Below are 18,786 nucleotides of genomic sequence, written 5' to 3' on the forward strand. Positions count from 1 at the left end.
CCCATGAGCAACCGGCCCATCCCCCTCCACGAGGCCCTGGCCTCCTTCGACGCGCTGTGGAGCCCCCGCATCGTCACCCGCGTCAACGACTACGACGTCCGCATCGCCAAGGTCCACGGCGAACACGTCTGGCACGCCCACGACGACACCGACGAGTTCTTCCTCGTCCTCGACGGCGAACTGCACATCGCGCTGCGCGAACCCGACGGCGAGCGCACCGTCGTGCTGCCGAAGGGATCGGTCTTCACCGTCCCGCGCGGCACCGAACACAAGCCGTCCGCCCCGTCCGGCGCCGCGATCCTCCTGTTCGAGCCGACCGGCACCCCGACCGTCGGCGACCGCCACGACGAGATCCCCGACCACGTGGACGCGACCACCGGACACGCCCTCGGCACCTGAACCCGGCGCCGAAGGAAGGACTCCCGCCCCGCCCGGGCCGCATGCCCGGGCGGGGCCCACGGGCCCGGGGCCTCAGCCTTCCTCGATGTCCGAGATCAGCTTGGTACTCAGGTCGCTCTGCACCGCCAGCCGGGTGTGCCCGGCGTCGGGGCCGGTGCCCCAGGTCAGGGTGATGGTGGTGAACAGGTGCCCGGCACCGGAGTCGTGGTAGCGCACCTCCCAGCGGGTCGGCACGTCCTGGGCGCGCAGCACCCCGTCGGCGTGGTTGACCTCCTCCCAGGCCGCCAGCCGCCGGCGCAGGTCCTCGGTGAGGTAGTGGGCGCGCAGTTCGCCGCCCAGGTCGTCGGTGCCGTCGGAGACGGCGTCGATGTAGGCGCCGTAGAAGTCGGCGACCCGGTCCACCGCGGAGTCCGGGCTGCCGCTGCGCACGGCCGCGCCGGCCTCGGTGTCAGTGTCGGTCATGGAAGGTCCTCTCCCTCGGGGGCCGGGACAATGCGCTGCCGCCGGCCGGGTCGGTCGACCCGCCCGGGACAACGAGCCCGCCCCCGGCCGGTTGCGCCGACTCCGTGACTCAGGTGGGGCGTTGGCCGTGGAGGAGGACGGGCAGGGCGCGGCCGGCGAGGGCTTCGGTGACGCGGGCGGCCTGGGCGGGGGCCATGGCGTTCGGGAGTTCGCGCACGGGGACGAAGCGGGCGCCGAGCAGACCGCTGTACTGCGGCGCGGGGACGGTGATGCGGGTCCCGTCGCGGACGGTGCCGCCGTCGAAGACCAGGCTCAGGCGTTCCAGGTAGCGGTCGGCGGGGGTGAAGTCGACCGCGAGGACATCACTCAGGCGCAGGTGCAGGCCGGTCTCGGCGTGCAGGTGCCGCGCGGCCGCGAGGTTCGGCGGCTCGTTGGGCTTCGCGGAGCCGCCGGGAAGGATCATGCCGTCCATGTAGTCCGGGTCCACGAGGAGGACGTCGCCGCGCCGGTTGCGCACGAGGACGAGACAACCGAGCCGGCACACCGGCGGCTTGGCCAGAAGGCGGGGGTCTTGCACAGTGAAGTTCACTTTCTCAGCGCACGGGACAGGAGGAGGCACAGGCCCGCCCACCACAGCAGACGGGCCAGATGATCAGTCGTCATACGTCAGGCGCTCGTACCGCAGCCCCTTGCGCAGCAGGTCGAGAACGCGCAGCAGTTCCAGCGGCCGGGCCGAGCCGAGGTCGACCAGGTAGGTGCCGGTCCTGCGCCCGAACTCCCAGTCCACGGCGATGGAGGGCAACGTCACCCCGCCCAACGCCATCACGGAGACCAGGTCTTCCACGATGGAAGCGGCCTGCCGCCGCTGCTCGGCGGTCACACGGGAGAGCACCGACCCCATCACCGCTCCCCAGGGCGCTTGTGGACCTCGAAGACGCGCCAGGCACTGTAGGCGTCCCCGAAGAAGGTGAACGAGGCCAACTCACCGGAGTCCCGGCACAGCCACTCCCCCGTGATCTCGTTACGAACCCGGTAGCACTGCGCCCCCGGGTCGAAGCGCACCCCGTACCCGTGCAGCCGGGGAACCTGGTCAGGAACCATAAAAAATCAACCTTCCGCAGTCGAACTTCGACCTCTTCGGTCGGACCGGCTGCACGAGATCGCGTGCCGCAGGCGTAGTCAGATCGTGCCGGTGGACGCGGAGCCATTGCGACGACGGGAAGGCGTCGCTCCGGTGCTCTGACAAGACGTCATTTCGGCGTCAGAGGAAACTGCTTGGAGCTAGCCTGTTGCCGTGACGACGCCTAACGAGACTCTGCGGGCCGTTCGCCGCGGACTGCGCCTGAGCCAGGACGAGTTCGCCAAGCGCCTGCGGACAGCAGGAATGGAACAGGGCGAGCCCAACGAAGCGAGCAAACGCCTTGTCCAACGCTGGGAATCCGGGGAGGTACGAGCCCCTCGACCGGTGTACGTTCGTGCTCTTGAGGCTGTCACCAATCTTCCTGTGGACCGCCTCGGGTTCGAAACACCGCAGCTACCTTCCGGGGTGACCCTGGATGGCACAGGAGGGCACGACATGGCCAGCAGCGAACCGGGCATACCGGCGCAGGCAGCTCCCGCCCCAACGGGCGAGGATCACACCGGGGTATGGCTGAGCCGCTACGAGTTCTTCAGCAGCAGCCGCGACGGCACCTTCATCGGCCTTCACCACGTCGTCCTGACCCAGCACGGGAACCGCATCACGGGGCACTCACTCCCCGGCGCATCATCCAACCCCGGCTCTCCGCTCTCCTTCGACCTGACCGTCGACCGGAACATCGTGACCGGCACCTGGGTCGAGCAGACCGCGCCTGACGGCTACTACCAGGGCGCCCGGTATCACGGGGCCATTCAGCTACTGATCGACCCGACCGGTCGGCGAATGGCGGGAAAGTGGGTCGGATTCGGAAAGGAATTCGACGTGAACACGGGCCCCTGGGAGCTCCGGCTGATCGACAAATCCACAGCGGACGAAACCCTGGGCCACTACAGCACACCGCCCGTGGAGTAGCCGACCGACCTCCTTGTGCAGCCGGATGTCCTGCGAGGGCGACGGCACGAACACAGCCACCTCCGCCGAGCCCGGCCCAACGACGGCCACCGCCCCACCGGACCGGACACCGACGCACGGGAAGTCGGCCCCGCCGACTTCCCACTCCACGTGCCACCGTTTCGAAGCGAGGGGTTGATGAACGAGTGATCTGGCCCAACAGCGTCCGGGCGAACGTGAAGACCGGGCACGACCGGGAGGTGTTCGCCGTCTACCCGTACCGCTCGGCCTGCCCCCGATCGGTATGGGCGCAGCTGATCGCCGAGGCGCGGTCCGAGATCTTCCTCGCCGGGTACACCAACTACTTCGTCTGGCTGGAGCAGCCCGCCCTGCCGCAGACTCTGCGGCGCAAGGCCGAAGCCGGCTGCCGGGTGCGCTTCCTGCTCGGGGATCCCGACTCCGACACCACGCGCCGGCGGGAGCAGATCGAGGACGTGGCCCTCTCGGTGTCCACCCGGATCCGGGTCACCCTGGAGAACCTCGCCAAGCTCGCCGGTGTCCCGGGGGTCGAGGCCCGGTTCAGCGCCTGTGAGGACGGCCCGAACCACGTCGGCCTCTCCGTCTTCCGCTTCGACGAGCACGCCCTCGTCACACCCCACCTCGCCCGTACCGTCGGCCACGACTCCCCGCTGATGCACCTGCGGCGCAGCGAGGAGCAGGGCATGTTCGACCGTTTCGCCGACCACATCGAGGAACTCTGGTCCCGGGGAGGCGACATCCGCACCAGCCCGGCCCGCGCGTGGGAAGTCGGCCCCGCCGACTTCCCACTCCACCCGGCTGTCGCCCCGCTGCCCCGGGCCGGGGCAGCGGGGCGTTCTGGTTCTCGCCCCTCGCGCTGCCTACCCTCGTGCCCATGAGCAGCCACGCCTCCCCGCCGCCCCTGCACTCCGTGTCCGTCGCAGGAGCGGTGGTGCGCGAGGACGGGCGGGTGCTGGCGATCCGCCGGGCCGACAACGGCGCCTGGGAACCGCCGGGCGGGGTCCTCGAGCTCACCGAGGCCGTCGAGGACGGCCTGCGCCGTGAGATCCACGAGGAGACCGGCCTCAAAGTCGGTGTCGACCAACTCACCGGCGTTTACAAGAACATGAGCCGTGGCATCGTCGCCCTCGTGTTCCGCTGCCACCCCGAGGACGGCGCCGAACAGCTCTCTCCCGAATCCACCGCCATCGCCTGGTTCACCCCCGACGAGGTCGCCGACCGGATGGGCGAGGTCTACGCCGTCCGCATCCTCGACGCCCTGAGCCCCGGTCCTCCCCGCGTCCGCTCCCACGACGGCCGGCGCCTCACCACCCGCGCGTAGGAAGTCGGCGGGGCCGACTTCCTACGCGCGGTGCCCGGCCTTGCCGGACGGCGGCTGCGTGCGGGTGGTGGCTGGTGGCGGCTGTCGGGCCGGCGGCGGGTGCCGGGCGGCCTGGTGTGAGGCGCTGTCAGACGGTCTTGATGGTGCCGCCGTCGATGACGTGGTCGGCGCCGTGGATGTTGGCGGCGCGGTCGGACAGCAGGAAGGCGACCAGGTCCGCGACTTCCTCGGGTGCGGTGAGGCGTCCCGAGGCGATGCCGAACTTCCCGGGCAGGCCTGCGAGCAGGGCGTCGTGGTCCACCCCGGACGCGGCGGCCACCTTGCTGCCGAAGCCGTCCGGGTCGGTCCACACCGGAGTGGCGGTGGGACCCGGGGAGACGGTGTTGACGCGGACCCCGCGTGGCGCCAGTTCCTCGCTGAGCCGCTTCCCGAACTGGTTCAGCGCGGCCTTGGCCTCCGCGTAGCCGACCGGCGCGCCGGTCGGCATGCGGGCGTTGATCGAGGAGATGTTCACGATCGCGCCCTTGCGTTCCAGGATGCTCGGCAAGGCCGCCTTGGTGGTCCACACCGCGCTGAACAGGTTGAGGTCGAAGATCGTCTGCCACTGCTCGTCATCGACGTTCAGGAACCCGTCGAGGGACAGGTTCCCCGTATCGCCGCCGACGTTGTTGACGAGGAGGTCGATTCCGCCGGCCGCGGCGAGTGCTTGGCCGACGACCGACCGTGCTCCCTCGCGGGTACTCAGGTCGACGGACAGGGCCGCGACGGCGACCTCCTCCAGCTCGGGCGTGACGGTTCGGGCGGCACCCACCACCCGGACCCCCTCCGCAGCCAGGTTCCGGGCGATCGCGAGGCCGATGCCTCGACTCGCGCCGGTGACCAGAGCGGTCTTCCCGCTGATGCCGAGATCCATGATCCACCCCTCTTGGGACTAATTCTTGAACTTGAGGTCTAAAATCAGGGCGCAAAAAGTCGCCGACCGAGACATCGCGTCTCAGAGGCCCGCCAGGGCCGTGTCGATGATCCGGCGCAGCACCGGCCGCTCGAAGGTCCGGGTCATGACCCGCAGCCCCGCGAGGGTGGTCTGCAGCAGCAGGGCCTGCGCCCCGGCGTCGACGCTCCGGTCGACGTCGCCGTCCCGCTGCCCCTGCTCGATGCGGGCGGCGAACAGGGCGATCATGCGCTCCTCGATGCGGTGCACCGCGCGGGCGGCCTCCTCGTCGCGCCCGCCGAGCTCCTCGACTGTGTTCTGGGCCAGGCATCCGCGACGCACCGGCCCGGCCAGGTCCGTGTCCACGAGCAGCACGAGGTACGCGTGGATGCGCTCCTTGGCGGTGCCCGGCCGGGAGAGGAACTCCTCGGTCTGCCCCGAGCCGATGCGGCCGTAGAGGTCCAGGGCCCTGGCGAACAGCTCCCGCTTGGAGCCGAAGGCGTGGTAGAGGCTGCCCTTGGCCACCCCGGTCGCCTCGGCGAGGTCGGCCGGGGAGGTGGCGCAGTAGCCCTTGGTCCAGAACGTCTCCATCGCCTGCGCGACGGCCACGTCCGGCTCGAAGCCCTTCGGTCTGCCCATGCCGCCACCGTAGTGAGTAGTTGACCCGGAGGTCAACTACTCGGGCCGCAGGCCGGGCCGCCCCACCACCCTGCGCCCGCGCCGGCGAACGCGGCGCTCCGGTCCCGGGCCTGACGGCGCGCCACCTCCCGGGCCTAATTCGCAGGCGTACGGCACCGGCGGCGGCCTATCCTGCGCGTCATGATCGACATGATCGACTGGAAGAGCGTCGAGGCCGCCGACTTCGCCGTACCCGCAGGCCTGCCCATGGACGACCTCGTGCGCGAGCTGTCCCTCGCCCTGGCGGATCCCGATCCGCTGGTGCGCGACGGCGCGCCCTATGCCGTGCTCGCGACGTGGACAGCCCGTGGGGTGATCGGGGCGCCCCGGCGGCTGGAGCTGGGGGACGAGATGGCCGCCCGCTTCACCGACCCGCGCGTCGAGGCCCGTACCTTCGCGCCGCTGGTACTCGACATGCTGGTGTCCGCGGGGGACTTCAGGGCCGGCTGGGTGGACGCGTTCGAGCGCTGGTACCCGGCGGAGCACGACCTGCGCGGTTACGACGACGTGCTCGGCTGGCTGCACGCGGTGGCCCACGGCGCGGACCTGCTGGCCGCCTTCGGCCGCCACCGCGAGGTGGCGCCGGTGCGGATGCTGGACCTGGCCGCCGCCCGCCTGACGGCACCCACCGACCACGTCTACGACCAGCTGGAGGACGACCGCCTGGCGCGGGCGATCGCCCGCGTCCTCACCCGCACCGACCTGGGCGAACGCGAGGCCGTCGGCTGGCTGGACCCGATCGCCGAGCGCTTCGGGGCCGACCGCCTCAGCACCCCGGTGCCCGCCCACCTCAGCAACTGCCTGCGCACCCTGCGCCTGCTCTACGTCCTCGCCGACCGGGGCGTGCGCCCCGCCCAGGACCTGCCGGCGCAGCCGCTCCCCCACCGCGACGCCGTCAAGTCCGCCGTCGCCGCCGTCCTGGACCGGATCGTCAAGCGCTGACGCGGCGGCGCCCCCGGCGTCCGAGGTGGTGCCGGGAGAGCCGCGGCCGGTCACCGCGGGTCACCCCGGCGGCGCCGGGCGGCCCGGGGTGGCCGGCGGCGCCGGTGCTACTGGACGATGACCGCCATGTCCTGGTACGTCGCGTAGCCGGCGTCGAAGGTGGCCTCGCTGATCCAGGACTCCCCGCGGGCCGGGTCCTCGATCAGGAACTGGCCGTCCCGGGCCGCGGCGACGACCACGGTGTGTTCGGCCGGCCCGGCGTAGAGCACCTGGCGGCCGTCGTAGGCGGTGTACGAGCCGGCCGCGACGTCGCGCCAGCCGTAGTCGACCCAGACGATCGCCGGATGGCCCGCGGCCACCTGCGCACGCAGCTGGGAGGGGCTGACGCCCTGCCCCGCCTGCGTGACCGCGAGGCCGAAGGAGCGCGCGGCCTGGGCGACCGGCGGGTAGTACACGCCGTAGCCGGTGCCGGCCGCCTCCGAGCCGTTGGGGTCGCCCACGAAGGCCCGGTACGGATCGCCGGACAGCGGTCCGGAGACGCCGAACTGGTAGTGCACCCGGTCGACGCCGATCCGGGCGAGCACGGCCTGGTCCCCGACCTGGACGCCGCGGGCGGCCAGCACCATGCGCAGCGATGCCGCCTCGCAGTCGTTGGCCAGCTGCTGGGAGTAGTGCGGGACCCCGGTGGCGGCGGCGGTGGAGGGTGCGGCGCACAGCAGCGTGGCCGCACCGGCCAGGGCGGCGGCCAGCGCCGTGAGCCGCCCGCCGAACGGTAACCGCCTGGAGGACCCGCGACGCGTGGGCTGCGGCTTCCCCGGGTGGTGGCGGGTGCGCTCGCTCCTCGTCATGGCGCTTCTCCTTACGCTGCCTTTCCCCCTTCCATGGCACCTCGTCCTCGCGCGCCTCGCAGCTGGGGGGAGCGAGAAGTTCGCCCTCGGCCCGGATGCCGCCTGCGCGCGGGCGGCTTCGCACGGGAGCGGCTTCGCGCGCGCCGGCGCGGCCGGGCAGCCGCGGCTGCCGCTCGGCCACCCCGGCGGACGCAACCGTGTGGCCCCGGGGCTCAGCGCCGACGGCCCGGCCGACGGCCCCGGGGCGGAGTGCCGCTAGTCTGCGGACCCATGACGCGCCATTGGATCCTGCCTGCCCTGCTCGTGCTGTCCGGCGCGGTCGTCGCGACGGGGCGGGCCGCCGAGGGGGACATCGGAGCGGCCGCGGCGCTCCTGCTGCTGTTCCTGGCGCTCGCCGCCGTGAACACGCCGCTGGTCTTCCCGAGGTCGGTCAGCGCCTCCGAGGCGCAGCGCCGCAGCGCCGCCGACGGCCGGCCGGTGGTCTACTGGCGGCCGGGGTGCATGTACTGCCTGCGGCTGCGGATCCGGCTGGGGCGCAGTGCCCGTCGGCTGCACTGGGTGAACATCTGGCGTGATGCCGAGGGGGCGGCGGCGGTGCGGGCGGTGAACGACGGCAACGAGACGGTGCCGACGGTCTTCGTGGCGGGCCGGGCGCACACCAACCCCGGGGCCGACTGGGTGCGTGAACAGCTCTCGCCTGCCGCGTGATCCGCTGCGGGCGGGGCGCGGCGGGCGGGGCTGTCGGGCAGGGCGTCGGCCGGATCGCGGTCCGGATCGCGGCCCGGGCCGCGGGTCAGTGCCGGATCTCGGCCCGGGCCCTTTCGTTCGGTGTGCCGATGTCCCAGAAGCGGACGGTGCCGCGGGCGCCGGCGTAGGCGCCGGTGCCGCCGGTGACGGCCATGTCGAGCGGGGCGGTCGATCCCTTCGTCCAGAGGGACTGCAGCGTCAGGGAGCCGCCGTCGACTTCCATGGTGAGCAGGCACTGCGCGGTGGTCCCTGCGGCGTCGGTCTGGACGACCTGGCACGATCCGCCCCCGCGTCCGACGGTGCGGCCGTCCTTGACGGTGGTGCCGGAGTAGACGTCCAGGTCGCCCAGGCTCGGCCCGGCCGGGCCGAGGTCCACGGCCTCGTACTGGCCGTTGTGGACCTCGAGTTCGAGGACTTCGACGTGGGCGCGTCGTGGGGTGTCGGCGTCCGCGGTGCCCACGGCGGTGCCCGTTGCGGCGATGGCGATCGCGGCGGTGGCCAGGGAGGCGGCGAGGAGCCTCCTGGCCGTCAGGTGCCTGGTGCTGTTCCCGTCGGTGGGCATGGTGGGTTCCCTTCGCTGTGAACTCGTGCGGTTCGTACGGCTCGTGCCACTCGTGCGGCTTGTGCGGCTCGTGCGCGAACTCCCTCGACGCTATGACCGGCGGGCCGGTCTTTTCCAAGACCAATACGGCTATCGCGCCATGCCCGCGCGGACATGACCGTCGCCGGGGCCGTCCGTGCGCGTCCTGCGGTGCGTGTGGCGCCGCGGCGGGGTGTCGTGACCGGATCCGGGTGGCGGTGGATAGCATCGGCGCATCGGTGCCGCTCCGTCGACAGTCCGTTGACGGTCCGTTGACAGTCTCGTTCCGCGGCGATCGATCCACAGCTTTCCCGTTCTCGTCGTCAGCGCCGTGGGATTGTCGTCGGTGCTTTCCCGTCGGAAGGTTCGTGCCATGACTGTCATCTCTTCGGCGGCGCGGTGTCTCGGGGCGGCCATGCTGGTGCTGGGGCTGACCGCGCCGGCCTCGGCGGCACCCGCGGCACCGGCCGCGCCGGCGGCTGCCGGGCCTGGGCACGCGGGCCGCTGGCTCACCGACGACCAGGGCCGGGTGGTGACCGTGCACGGCGTGAACCTGGTCTACAAGAAGCCGCCGTACTTCCCCGCGGCGGGCGGGTTCGGCGAGCAGGACGCGCGGTTCCTGGCGGAGAACGGCTTCAACGCGGTGCGGCTGGGCTTCGCGTGGAGTGCGGTCGAGCCGCAGCCCGGCGTGTACGACGACGCGTACATCGAGCAGATCCGCCAGACCCAGCAGCTGCTGGCCCGGTACGGCATCCTCAGCCTCGTCGACTCCCACCAGGACGCGTTCAACGAGTCGGTGGGCGCGAGCTGGAACGGGTTCCCCGACTGGGCGACGTTCTCCGACGGGTACCCGGTGCAGCCGAATCCGGGCTTTCCGGAGGTGTACTTCACGAGCCCCGCGCAGAACCAGACCTGGGCGAACTTCTGGCACGACCACGCCGCGTCCGACGGCGTCGGGGTGCAGGAGCACTACGCGGCGATGTGGGCGCACGTCGCGCAGCGCTTCGCGGACCAGCCGTACGTGCTGGGCTACGACCTGATCAACGAGCCGTGGCCCGGCTGGGACTACCCGACGTGTTTCCCGGACGGCTGCCCCGCGTTCGAGCGCGGCGTGCTGGCGCCGTTCGAGGCGAAGGCCATGGCGGCGATCCGCGGGGTCGACCGCCGGCACCTGCTGTTCTACGAGCCGTCCCTGACCAACGACTTCGGCACGCCCGACTTCGTGCCGAACCCGACCGGCGACCCGGACGCGGGGCTGAGCTTCCACGACTACTGCTTCGGCCCGGTCGACACCTGCGTGACCAACGGGCTGGCGCGCGCGGCCGCCGACGGCGCCGTCGGGGTGGTGACGGAGTTCGGCGCGACGACGAACGCGACGAGGCTGACCCGCCTGACCGACCGGTTCGACGAGAACATGGCGTCCTGGATGTTCTGGTCCCTGGCGCAGAACCAGACGCCCCATCACCCCCAGGAGCCACCGACCGGCCCGAACCTGACGGACCCGGCGATCGTCCGGCCGTATCCGCAGGCGGTCGCCGGCACCCCGCAGCAGTGGCAGTACGACGGCACGACCGGGACGTTCACCCTCCGCTACAGCACCCGCCGCGCCGACTCCGGCGGGCCCTTCGCCCCGGGCGCCCGCACCGAGGTGTTCCTGCCGCAGGCCGTCTTCCCCGGCGGCTACCGGGTGGACAGCCGGGGCGCCACCGTCGTGTCCGCGCCCGGCGCCCGGCTGCTCCAGCTCACCGCCGACCCGGGGCAGGAGACCGTGCAGGTGACCGTGACGCGCCCCTGAACCGGCCGAACCGGATGAACCGGCGCGGCGGTGTGCACGGCGGCCGCGCCGGGGCCCGCTACAGCAGGTCCTTGCACATGATCGTGCACACGGTCTCGTGGCGGCGGACCGAGCCGTCGGGCGCCTCCTCGTCCCAGGCGTCGGGCCGCCGGTCGAAGGCGGTGTAGCCGAGCCGCTCGTACAGGGCGCGGGCCCGCGGGTTGTCGTCCTCCACACCGAGTTCGGCCCGCGGCAGGCCCCGGGCCCGGATGCGGTCCTCGGCGCAGCGCACGAGCAGCGTGCCGAGCCCGTGGGACTGCAGGGCCGGGAGCACGGCGAGCTGCCACAGCGTGCCTGCGCCGGGGGCGCTGCGGTAGTCGACGCCGCCGATCGCCACGGGCAGGCCGGCCCTGGTGCACACGGCGAGGTAGTCCACCTCGCCGGCCGCCGCCCGTTCCAACTCCCGTGCGACCTGGCGCAGATGGGTCGCCGATCCGGACCAGGTGCAGGCCGGCAGGTCGGCGGGCGTCAGGTCGCGGACGTGGACGGGGACGGAGAGGGACACGGGGAGGGGGACGGCGGCCCGGTGGGAGTCCATGGGCGCCATCCCATCAAGCCGCCGGCCCGCGCGCGACGGGTTTTCGGGTGCGGTTTCGGGTGCGGTGACGTCCTGTCAGGTCCGTGCGGTGGCGAGGAGGGTGTCGGTGGTGGTGACGGTGGCGCCCAGGCGGCGGAAGGCGTGGAGGGCGGCGGTGTGGGCGGGGGCGGCGAGGGCGGTGACGGCGTCCTCGGGGACGGCGACGGGGTAGCCGAGGCCGACGGCGGTGCCCACGCTCTCGCCGACGCCGTACTCGGTGGTGATGCCCGCCATGACGAGTCGGGTGGCGCCGAGGCGGCGCAGGCGGTCGGCGAGGTCGGTGCCGTCGAAGGCGTCGATGCCGTACTTGGTGACGACCTCGTTGCCGGGGCGGGCGGCGACGGCCGGCGCGAAGCGGTTGAACGCGGAGTCCGGTCCGCCGTCGCTGCCGTCGAGGCGGGCGTAGCGGACCAGGACGACGGGCCGGCCGGCGTCCTCGTAGGCGGTCTTCAGGCGGGCGGCGGCGCGGACGACGTCGGCGCCGGCCAGCGGGGCGGAGGGGCGGTCGACGATCCACTGCTGGAGGTCGACGAGCACCAGGACGGTGCCCGGGGCGGTGACGGGGTCGAAGGCGGCGGGGGTGGCGGGGGTGGCGGGGTGGTCGGTCATCGGGGTTCCTCGGGTGGGCGGTGGCGCGGGCGGGCGGCCGTGCGCGGCGGCGGGCCGCGTACGGGCGGCCCGGGCGGTCAGTCGGTTCCGCGCAGGGCGGCGGTGGAGCGTTCCAGGAGGTGGCGCAGCTGGGCCTGTTCGGCCGGGTCGAGGGCGTCGGTGAGGCGCTGTTCGACGCCGCGGGCCAGGGTGTCGGCCTTCCTGGTCAGGGCGTGTCCGGAGCGGGTGAGCCTGGCCACGAGGACCTTCTGGTGGACGCTGGAGGTCTCGCGGGTGATCAGGCCCTTGTTCTCCAGGTTGGTCAGGACCGTGGTCATGGTCTGCGGGGTGACCATGCACGCGCGGGCGAGCTGGGCGCCGGACATCCCGGTGGACTGCTGGAGGACGAGCAGGGTGACGTACTGGGGCACCGTCAGGTCGACGGTGCGCAGTGCGCGGGTCTTCTCGCCGATGAGGGCCTGTTCGGCGCGTTTGATGGCGTGGCCGAGGCGGTCCTGGAAGTCGGGCGGGGCCGGGGCCGCCCGGGCCGCCGGGTCGGTGCTGTGGTCGCCGCTGTGGTCGGTGCCGTGGTCGGTGCCGTGGTCGGTCATGCTGATCGCGTCCCTGACTGCAAGGACCCTGTTCGATATCAGGGCCCTGATTCATGACGCGGGGGACGCTACCGACTCGCCGCAGCGGGCGTCAAGGCGCTTCGGCAGTGGGGCGCGTGACGGACCGTCGGCGCGCCCGGGCCGGGCGGCCGTCGGCCGGCACGGCCTGCGGGCTGGCAGGATGGGGCGGCATGGAACGTGTGCTTGGAATCGGCGGGTACTTCCTGCGGGCCGCCGACCCCGCGGCGCTCGGCGCCTGGTACCGCGACTGCCTGGGGCTGGACGCCGACGCGAACGGCCTGTGGCGCCAGGAGGGCGGGCCGACGGTGTTCGCGCCGTTCGACGCCGACACCGACTACTTCGGCTCCCCCGCCCAGCAGGTCATGCTCAACTTCCGGGTCCGCGACCTGGACGCGATGCTCGCGCAGCTGCGCGCCAAGGGGGCGCAGGTGGCCGAGCGGACGCAGGACATGGCGGGCGTCGGCCGCTTCGGCTGGGTCACCGACCCGGAGGGCAACCGCATCGAACTGTGGCAGCCCGCCTGACCACACCAAGCCGCTCCGGCTCCGACTCACCTCACGGGAAACACCGTCCACCCCCCGTGCAAGGATGGGCCCGTGGAGTCGACACTGCCGTTCGGGGAAGAACTGCTCGCCGCTCTCGGCACGCCCCGCCGGGCCCGTCTGCTGGACAGCAGCCCGCGGTCACGGGTGTGGCGGGCGGAGCTGTCCGGCACGCCGGTGGTGGTCAAGCAACTCGTCGACGCCCCGGAGGCCGACGAGCGCTACGCCCGCGAGACGGCCGCGCTGACGCTCGCGGCCCGGGTGGAACCACCCGTGGTGCCGCGGCTGCTGGGCACCGACCCCGCCCGGCGGGTCCTGGTCCTGGAGTACCTGGAGCACCGGCCGCCCGCCGAGGACTGGGTGGTGGCCTACGCCGCGGCCCTGGCCCGCCTGCACGCCGCCACCGGCCCCGCCGACGCGGGCGCGCTGCCCGCCTGGCCGGCCCCGGGCCCGGACGACACCGACTCCTTCCTCGCCCTGGCCACCGCCCTCGGCGTCCCGGCGCCGCCCGCCGTACGGGCCGAGCTGGACGCCCTGCGGGCACGTCTGCGCGCCGCACCGGGCCACGCGCTGCTGCACGGCGACCCCTGCCCCGGCAACGACCTGCACACCGGCGACGGCGTGCGGTTCGTCGACTTCGAGCAGGCCTCGCTCGGCAGCGGCCTGGCCGAACTCGCCTACCTGCGCATCGGGTTCCCGACCTGCTGGTGCTCCACCGCCCCGCCCGCCGCCCTGCTGGACGAGGCGGAGGCCGCCTACCGCGCCACGTGGCACGCCGCGACGGGCACCGAGGCCGGGGACGACCTCACCGACGCGTGCGCCGGCTGGCTGCTGCGGGGCGACGCACTGGTCCAGCGGGCCGAACGCGGCACCGCCGACCACCTGGCCAGGGCCGTGGAACAGGACTGGACATGGGGCACGGCCACCGCCCGCCAGCGGCTCGTCCACCGCCTCGACGTCGTCGCCCGGCTGACCGCCGACGGCGGCGGCGGCGAGCTGCGTGCCCTCGGGCTCCTCGCGGCGGACGTCCGCCGGGCCATGCTCACCCGCTGGCCGCACCTGCGCCCGCTGCCCCTGCTGCGCCCCCGGCAGCCGTAGCAGGGCCGCCGGGCACGGCTGCATCTCCAGGGCCATGCCCCTGATCAACGAGGCGTACTGCGCCGCCCACTTCGCCCGGCTGCGCGACGTGGCCCTGCTCGTGGCGGCCCGCCACCTGCCGCCGGCCACGTGAGCGCCCCGCCCCAGGACTGGTACGCGCGGGCCCTGGAGGCGCAGCGGCTGCAGGACTGGCGGACGGCGATCGCCCTGGTGGCCGCGCGGGCCGTCTGCTTCTCCCCCGGCCACCTCGCCCACGCCCACCACCTGTGGCACCTGGACCTGCCGGCCCGCGCCGGCCGCCTCGCGGAGCTCGCCGACCTCGCCGACCTCGCCGACCTCGCCGGCGGGAACGTCCACGCGCGCCGCAGGCTCGACCGGGCGCTGCACGAGCGCGGGATGGCGGCGCAGCTGTGCGAGCGCGCCGGGGGCGGGGACCGCTACGCCCTGTACCGGCTCGTGCGGCTGCCGGGCGAGACGGGCCGGCTCCCGCAGGCCCGGCGGGCCGTGGGAGTTCGGTGCGCGGGACGCGTAGGCGCACCGGCTCCTGGACGGCTTCCGGGAGCGGGCCGACGGGTGATCACCTCGCGGCGGCGTCCTCCACGGCGGCGCCGTCCGGGGCGGCACTGTCCGGCGCGGCGCCGTTGCCGGCCGTACCGTTCCCGGCTGCGTCGTTCCCGGTGGCGGGTGCGGGTTTGGTGTGCAGGACCTCGCGGGCCTGTTCGGCGGCGCGGATGATGCTCTCGCTGATGAAGTCGAGGAAGCGGGCGACGTTCTCCAGGCGGTGGGCGGCGGGGGTGTCGGCGCCGAGGATCGCGGCGCCCTGGCGGGCGGTGGCGACGAGTTGGTCGTTGGCGCGGGCGCTGGCGACGGTCGCCTGGTAGAAGAGCTCGTCGTCGACGATGTAGCGGTCGCGGCGGCGTTCGTCGCGTTCGCGGCGCACCAGGCTCTGGCTCTCCAGGAAGGCGATCGCCTTGGAGATGGAGGCCGGGCTGACCTGCAGGCGCCGGGCGAGTTCGGAGGCGGTGAGGCTGCCCGCGTCGGTGGTGAACAGGCAGGTCAGGACGCGGGCCGTCATCCGGGACAGGCCCGAGCCCATGAGGACGGTGGTGAGCGTCTCCTCGTAGTCGGCCACGGCCTCGGCGTCGCGGCCCTGCGGCCGGGCGGCGGAGTCCGGGCCGTGGGAGGCGGCGGGCCTGCGCCGGTGGGCGCGGCGTTCGGTGGCGCGGTGGGCCAGGTCGGCGCGGTAGGCGGTGGGGCCGCCGTTGCGCATCACCTCACGCGTGACGGTCGAGGTCGGGCGCTCCAGGCGCCGGGCGATCTCGGCGTAGGGGAGGCTGTCGGCCAGTCCCAGCGCGATCTGCTGGCGTTCCTGCTGGGTGAGTCGGCCTCCCGGCATCGCGGTCTCCTCGGTGGTGCCTCGTGGTGGTCCTTGATCCCCACCATAGCGTTCACTTCACATCCATTGCAATGAGCAAGTCTCATGTCGTTGCGTTACGGTCAGAACCGTTGCAACAGTTTCCCACACCTCACCTGCAGGGATAGCAACCTGACGCAACGAGGGCGTTGCTGGTTCATGGAAAGCAACGTAGCGTTTCCGGTGTCAGAAACACCGGCCGGGCACCACGGCCGGACACCGAGTCAGAACACCGCGACCGAACACCGGAGAGCACGATGCAGACGTTCGACACCCCCGCCGCGATCACCGCCGTCCTGGACGTCCCCCGCACCCCCGCACCCTCACCCTCCCCCGACGGCCCGCAGGAAGGCACCCCCGTGAACATCGAGACGAACGCCCGCCCGTCCGCCTGGAGCGGCCTGGTCCCGGTCGACGACACCGCCCTCGCCACCACCGACACCGGCGGCCCCGGCATCCCCGTGCTCTACTGCAACGGCCAGTTCGCCACCCAGGGCTACTGGAAGCGCGTCATCGCCGAACTCGGCGACGGCTACCGGCACATCACCTTCGACGAGCGCGCCCGCGGCCGCACCTCCGGCCGCTCCGCCGACTACTCCTTCGAGGCGTGCGTGCGCGACGTCGACGCCGTCCTCGCCGCCCGGGGCGTGGACCGGGCCCTGGTGATCGGCTGGTCCTACGGGGCGTTCGTCGCCGCGCACTGGGCGAGCCGCAACCCGCAGCGCGCCCTGGGCGCGGTCCTGGTCGACGGCGCGCAGCCGCACGACTGGCTCGACGACGCCATGGAGCAGCGCATCCGCAAGCAGTTCCGCCAGTGGGGCCGGCTCCTGCCGCTGCTGCGGCCCACCGGCCTGACCCCGCGGATGAACGCCGAGGAGATGGCGCAGTGCAACATCGAGCTGGGCCGGGTCGCCCGTGAGCGCGCGCTGGCCCCCGTGCTGGACGCCGTCGTCGTGCCCACCCGCTACGTGGTCGCCTCGGGGTCGTCGCTGGGCAGCCGCGGCGACGAGCAGGAGCGCATCCGCGCGAGCCTGACGGCGGTGGCCGCCCGCAACCCGCACATCGAGATCAGCGCGAAGGTGGCGAGCAATCACGGCGCCATCCTGAAGAAGGACTTCCGAGCCGTCGCCACCGCCGTGCGCGAGGTCACCGCCGCCGGCCCCCGCGGCGGCCGGTGACACCGGGGCCCGCGGGCGCCACGGGCGCTACGGGCGCTACGGGGTGTTGCCGTTGGCGGCGAGGCGGGCGCTCATCTCCGCGTGGGCACGCCGGGAGTGGGGGTTGGCCCCGTCGTCGACGAGCCGCAGGTAGTCGTAGAGGACCTGCACGCACCGGTCCCGGGTGGGGAAGGAGGCGTCGGCGGCCAGTTCCAGGCGGTCGGTGACCTCCATCAGCCGCCCGTCCGCCGCGGCGTAGACCGGGTGCCAGACGAGGCGCACCGCCGGGTGGAGCGCCATGACCACGCGCAGCTGCGGGACTTCCTGCGCGATGAGGACGCTGTCCGGGTCGTAGGCCCGCAGGAAGATGTGGACGGGGCCGCGGGCGCGGCTGACGAAGGCCTTGGACAGGACGTTCCACATCGGGGTCTTGAGCATCCAGTCCGGGGTCAGGGTCAGCTTGTCGACCACGCCGCCGAACGCGGTGGCCTCCAGCGGGGTGTGGCCCTTGGCCAGGGCGTAGTCGCTGACCTCCCGCCCGCCCGACCACAGGGCCAGCGTCGGCGTGTCGATCGCCAGGTAGTCGCCGACGACCTTCACCAGCTCCTGGTACCAGGTGTTCGACGCGCGGTGGTCGCGCTGCTCCTGGCGTTCGGTGAACCCGGCCATGGCCTCGTCGTTGAGCCGCCCCTGTTCGGCGATGCCGCCGAGGACGAGCTGCCAGGCCGCGTCCGTGACGGCGTCGGGGAAGCCCGCGAGCGCCATCGTGTCGCGAAACGCCCCCCACTCGCCGTGCCCGGTGGGATCGGCGGCGTCGCGCCGCGCCTGCTCCCTGACCCCGGGGGCCTCCTGCCGCTGCAGCCGGCGCGTCACCGCCGCGTTGCCCACCGTGCGCTGCAGGACGGCGAGTTCGCCCGGATGCGGCGCCCTGCCGGCGCCCTGCGGGGCCGCGCCGCGGGCCGTCCGGGCGGCCTTGGGCGCCGCCGCCGTCCCGGACACCGGCGGCACCGGGTGCGCCACTGCCTTCCGCACGCTCCCCAGCCCCTTCCTGCGCGCCGCCCACCCGACCGTCACACCGAGCCCCGGGTCCCCGAGTCACCGAGTCACCGAGTCGCCGAGCCCCCGGGTCCCCGGGTCCCCGGGGATGAGCCCCCCAGGGCCCCGACGCTACGGCCTCGCACGCATCCCGGCGAGGCCCGAAAGGGCAGCCGCGGGGCAGGACCCGGTGCAGGCGCGGCGGCCGCCGCCGGGCACAATCACCCCCGTGGGAACGGACATCCGGGGATTCGTGGAATGCCGCACCTGGGACGACACCGGTGCGAAGGCCTGGCGCAGCGCCGTCGAGCTCTCCCTGCTCGGCATGACCCGGGACTACCCGGCCTTCGCCTGCCTCTTCGGCGTCCGCGACGTCGGCGGGCGCTGGCGGCCGGTCAGCGCCGGTCGGGGGCTGCCCGCCGACGTGGCGCAGCGCACCCGCGCCGGGCACGCCTCGTGGGGCGCGGCGGCGTTCGGCGCCACCTGGCTCGCCTGGGACGAGGTCCTCGCCGTCGACTGGGACGAGCCGGCGCTGCCCCGGGCGACCACCATCGCCCGCTACCGCCGGCACCCGGACGGCTCCCTGACGCTCAGGCACCGGGGCGACTGGAGCCGCGGCTTCGCCCGGGCCACCGGCATCGACACCCGCAGCGTCGGCCCGGACCGCATCGGCGAGCTGTGGGCCGAGGGCACCACCTGGGACGTCGGCACCACCGTCTTCCGGGCCGAACGCGAACGGCGCCGCGACGCCGTGCCCGCCGACGGCTCGTGGCGGCCGGTGTGGAGCGTCATGCGCGCCCTCGCCGAGGTCCACGGCGACCAGGACGTGCGCCTGGTCGTCTGGTTCGAGGAGTAGCGCCCCTGCCCCGGGAGGTTCGCCGTCCGGAGGCCGGGGGCTCCTTCCGTGCGCGGCCGGCGGCGGGAAACTCCGGT

Annotated in this window: 24 protein-coding genes; 11 read left to right on the plus strand and 13 right to left on the minus strand. The window is 73.5% G+C overall.

Annotated features, from left to right (window positions below; all coding sequences use genetic code 11):
• The first annotated feature begins 3 nt into the window (after window positions 1–3).
• Window positions 4–399: a cupin domain-containing protein gene (locus ABTY56_RS28075; protein ID WP_350631981.1), complete on the plus strand. Its 396-nt coding sequence runs from the start codon at window positions 4–6 to the stop codon at window positions 397–399.
• Window positions 400–471: 72 nt separating this feature from the next.
• On the opposite strand, the gene ABTY56_RS28080 is transcribed toward ABTY56_RS28075, so the two are convergent.
• The 4 genes from ABTY56_RS28080 to ABTY56_RS28095 all read right to left on the minus strand — a co-directional run bounded on the left by ABTY56_RS28080 (window position 472) and on the right by ABTY56_RS28095 (window position 1,962).
• Window positions 472–861, minus strand: coding sequence for a hypothetical protein (locus tag ABTY56_RS28080; protein WP_350631982.1), 390 nt, complete (start codon window positions 859–861; stop codon window positions 472–474).
• A 109-nt stretch (window positions 862–970) separates the two neighbouring features.
• Window positions 971–1,378, minus strand: a complete 408-nt coding sequence (locus ABTY56_RS28085) for an NUDIX domain-containing protein (RefSeq protein WP_350631983.1) — start codon at window positions 1,376–1,378, stop codon at window positions 971–973.
• 135 nt (window positions 1,379–1,513) lie between these two features.
• Window positions 1,514–1,762 (minus strand): hypothetical protein, encoded by a 249-nt coding sequence (locus ABTY56_RS28090; RefSeq protein WP_350631984.1) that lies wholly within the window; start codon window positions 1,760–1,762, stop codon window positions 1,514–1,516.
• Window positions 1,762–1,962, minus strand: a complete 201-nt coding sequence (locus ABTY56_RS28095; protein WP_350631985.1) for a hypothetical protein — start codon at window positions 1,960–1,962, stop codon at window positions 1,762–1,764. Before ABTY56_RS28095 ends, ABTY56_RS28090 begins: the two co-directional genes overlap by 1 nt.
• A gap of 241 nt (window positions 1,963–2,203) precedes the next feature.
• On the opposite strand from ABTY56_RS28095, the gene ABTY56_RS28100 reads away from it, so the two are divergent.
• The 3 genes from ABTY56_RS28100 to ABTY56_RS28110 all read left to right on the plus strand — a co-directional run bounded on the left by ABTY56_RS28100 (window position 2,204) and on the right by ABTY56_RS28110 (window position 4,250).
• Window positions 2,204–2,911 carry a helix-turn-helix domain-containing protein gene (locus ABTY56_RS28100; RefSeq protein WP_350632039.1) on the plus strand — a complete coding sequence of 236 codons (708 nt, stop codon included), beginning with the start codon at window positions 2,204–2,206 and terminating at the stop codon, window positions 2,909–2,911.
• Between the two features lie 185 nt (window positions 2,912–3,096).
• Window positions 3,097–3,807: a DUF5919 domain-containing protein gene (locus ABTY56_RS28105; protein ID WP_350631986.1), complete on the plus strand. Its 711-nt coding sequence runs from the start codon at window positions 3,097–3,099 to the stop codon at window positions 3,805–3,807.
• The gene (locus ABTY56_RS28110; RefSeq protein ID WP_350631987.1) at window positions 3,804–4,250 is read left to right on the plus strand and encodes an NUDIX hydrolase; all 447 of its coding nucleotides are present in this window, start codon (window positions 3,804–3,806) and stop codon (window positions 4,248–4,250) included. The genes ABTY56_RS28105 and ABTY56_RS28110 overlap by 4 nt, the downstream gene beginning before the upstream one ends.
• A 127-nt stretch (window positions 4,251–4,377) precedes the next feature.
• Here the strand turns inward: ABTY56_RS28110 and ABTY56_RS28115 are convergent, their stop codons facing one another.
• A complete protein-coding gene (locus ABTY56_RS28115; RefSeq protein WP_350631988.1) occupies window positions 4,378–5,163 on the minus strand; it encodes an oxidoreductase in 786 nt (261 codons plus the stop codon).
• Between the two features lie 81 nt (window positions 5,164–5,244).
• Complete coding sequence (locus ABTY56_RS28120; RefSeq protein ID WP_350631989.1) at window positions 5,245–5,820, minus strand: TetR/AcrR family transcriptional regulator; 576 nt, start codon at window positions 5,818–5,820, stop codon at window positions 5,245–5,247.
• 180 nt (window positions 5,821–6,000) lie between these two features.
• Here ABTY56_RS28120 and ABTY56_RS28125 point away from each other — a divergent pair, with 180 nt between their 5' ends.
• Entirely contained in the window at window positions 6,001–6,801 is an 801-nt protein-coding gene (locus tag ABTY56_RS28125) for a DUF2785 domain-containing protein (RefSeq protein WP_350631990.1), read from the plus strand.
• A 107-nt stretch (window positions 6,802–6,908) separates the two neighbouring features.
• Here ABTY56_RS28125 and ABTY56_RS28130 read toward each other — a convergent pair whose 3' ends face one another.
• Complete coding sequence (locus tag ABTY56_RS28130) at window positions 6,909–7,649, minus strand: C39 family peptidase (RefSeq protein WP_350631991.1); 741 nt, start codon at window positions 7,647–7,649, stop codon at window positions 6,909–6,911.
• 270 nt (window positions 7,650–7,919) lie between these two features.
• Here ABTY56_RS28130 and ABTY56_RS28135 point away from each other — a divergent pair, with 270 nt between their 5' ends.
• On the plus strand, window positions 7,920–8,357 hold the full coding sequence (locus tag ABTY56_RS28135) for a glutaredoxin domain-containing protein (RefSeq protein WP_350631992.1): 438 nt from the start codon (window positions 7,920–7,922) through the stop codon (window positions 8,355–8,357).
• An 85-nt stretch (window positions 8,358–8,442) separates the two neighbouring features.
• Here ABTY56_RS28135 and ABTY56_RS28140 read toward each other — a convergent pair whose 3' ends face one another.
• A complete protein-coding gene (locus tag ABTY56_RS28140) occupies window positions 8,443–8,958 on the minus strand; it encodes an allene oxide cyclase barrel-like domain-containing protein (protein WP_350631993.1) in 516 nt (171 codons plus the stop codon).
• Between the two features lie 391 nt (window positions 8,959–9,349).
• Here ABTY56_RS28140 and ABTY56_RS28145 point away from each other — a divergent pair, with 391 nt between their 5' ends.
• A complete protein-coding gene (locus ABTY56_RS28145; protein WP_350631994.1) occupies window positions 9,350–10,771 on the plus strand; it encodes a cellulase family glycosylhydrolase in 1,422 nt (473 codons plus the stop codon).
• A 58-nt stretch (window positions 10,772–10,829) separates the two neighbouring features.
• On the opposite strand, the gene ABTY56_RS28150 is transcribed toward ABTY56_RS28145, so the two are convergent.
• The 3 genes from ABTY56_RS28150 to ABTY56_RS28160 all read right to left on the minus strand — a co-directional run bounded on the left by ABTY56_RS28150 (window position 10,830) and on the right by ABTY56_RS28160 (window position 12,586).
• Window positions 10,830–11,348, minus strand: a complete 519-nt coding sequence (locus tag ABTY56_RS28150) for a GNAT family N-acetyltransferase (protein WP_350631995.1) — start codon at window positions 11,346–11,348, stop codon at window positions 10,830–10,832.
• A 75-nt stretch (window positions 11,349–11,423) separates the two neighbouring features.
• The gene (locus ABTY56_RS28155; protein ID WP_350631996.1) at window positions 11,424–11,996 is read right to left on the minus strand and encodes a cysteine hydrolase family protein; all 573 of its coding nucleotides are present in this window, start codon (window positions 11,994–11,996) and stop codon (window positions 11,424–11,426) included.
• A gap of 77 nt (window positions 11,997–12,073) precedes the next feature.
• Window positions 12,074–12,586 (minus strand): MarR family winged helix-turn-helix transcriptional regulator, encoded by a 513-nt coding sequence (locus tag ABTY56_RS28160; RefSeq protein ID WP_350631997.1) that lies wholly within the window; start codon window positions 12,584–12,586, stop codon window positions 12,074–12,076.
• Window positions 12,587–12,777: 191 nt separating this feature from the next.
• On the opposite strand from ABTY56_RS28160, the gene ABTY56_RS28165 reads away from it, so the two are divergent.
• Together ABTY56_RS28165 and ABTY56_RS28170 are read left to right on the plus strand one after the other, a co-directional pair.
• Complete coding sequence (locus ABTY56_RS28165) at window positions 12,778–13,131, plus strand: VOC family protein (RefSeq protein WP_350631998.1); 354 nt, start codon at window positions 12,778–12,780, stop codon at window positions 13,129–13,131.
• Between the two features lie 72 nt (window positions 13,132–13,203).
• Window positions 13,204–14,247, plus strand: coding sequence for an aminoglycoside phosphotransferase family protein (locus ABTY56_RS28170; RefSeq protein WP_350631999.1), 1,044 nt, complete (start codon window positions 13,204–13,206; stop codon window positions 14,245–14,247).
• A gap of 577 nt (window positions 14,248–14,824) precedes the next feature.
• Here ABTY56_RS28170 and ABTY56_RS28175 read toward each other — a convergent pair.
• Entirely contained in the window at window positions 14,825–15,643 is an 819-nt protein-coding gene (locus tag ABTY56_RS28175) for a helix-turn-helix domain-containing protein (protein ID WP_350632000.1), read from the minus strand.
• Window positions 15,644–15,918: 275 nt separating this feature from the next.
• On the opposite strand from ABTY56_RS28175, the gene ABTY56_RS28180 reads away from it, so the two are divergent.
• Window positions 15,919–16,839 carry an alpha/beta hydrolase gene (locus tag ABTY56_RS28180; RefSeq protein ID WP_350632001.1) on the plus strand — a complete coding sequence of 307 codons (921 nt, stop codon included), beginning with the start codon at window positions 15,919–15,921 and terminating at the stop codon, window positions 16,837–16,839.
• A gap of 36 nt (window positions 16,840–16,875) precedes the next feature.
• Here ABTY56_RS28180 and ABTY56_RS28185 read toward each other — a convergent pair whose 3' ends face one another.
• Entirely contained in the window at window positions 16,876–17,850 is a 975-nt protein-coding gene (locus ABTY56_RS28185) for a hypothetical protein (protein WP_350632002.1), read from the minus strand.
• A gap of 232 nt (window positions 17,851–18,082) precedes the next feature.
• Between ABTY56_RS28185 and ABTY56_RS28190 the strand changes: the two genes are divergently transcribed.
• The gene (locus ABTY56_RS28190; RefSeq protein ID WP_350632003.1) at window positions 18,083–18,709 is read left to right on the plus strand and encodes a hypothetical protein; all 627 of its coding nucleotides are present in this window, start codon (window positions 18,083–18,085) and stop codon (window positions 18,707–18,709) included.
• Window positions 18,710–18,786: the final 77 nt, after the last annotated feature.

This window comes from Kitasatospora sp. NPDC097691, assembly GCF_040302665.1.
Lineage (GTDB): Bacteria > Actinomycetota > Actinomycetes > Streptomycetales > Streptomycetaceae > Kitasatospora.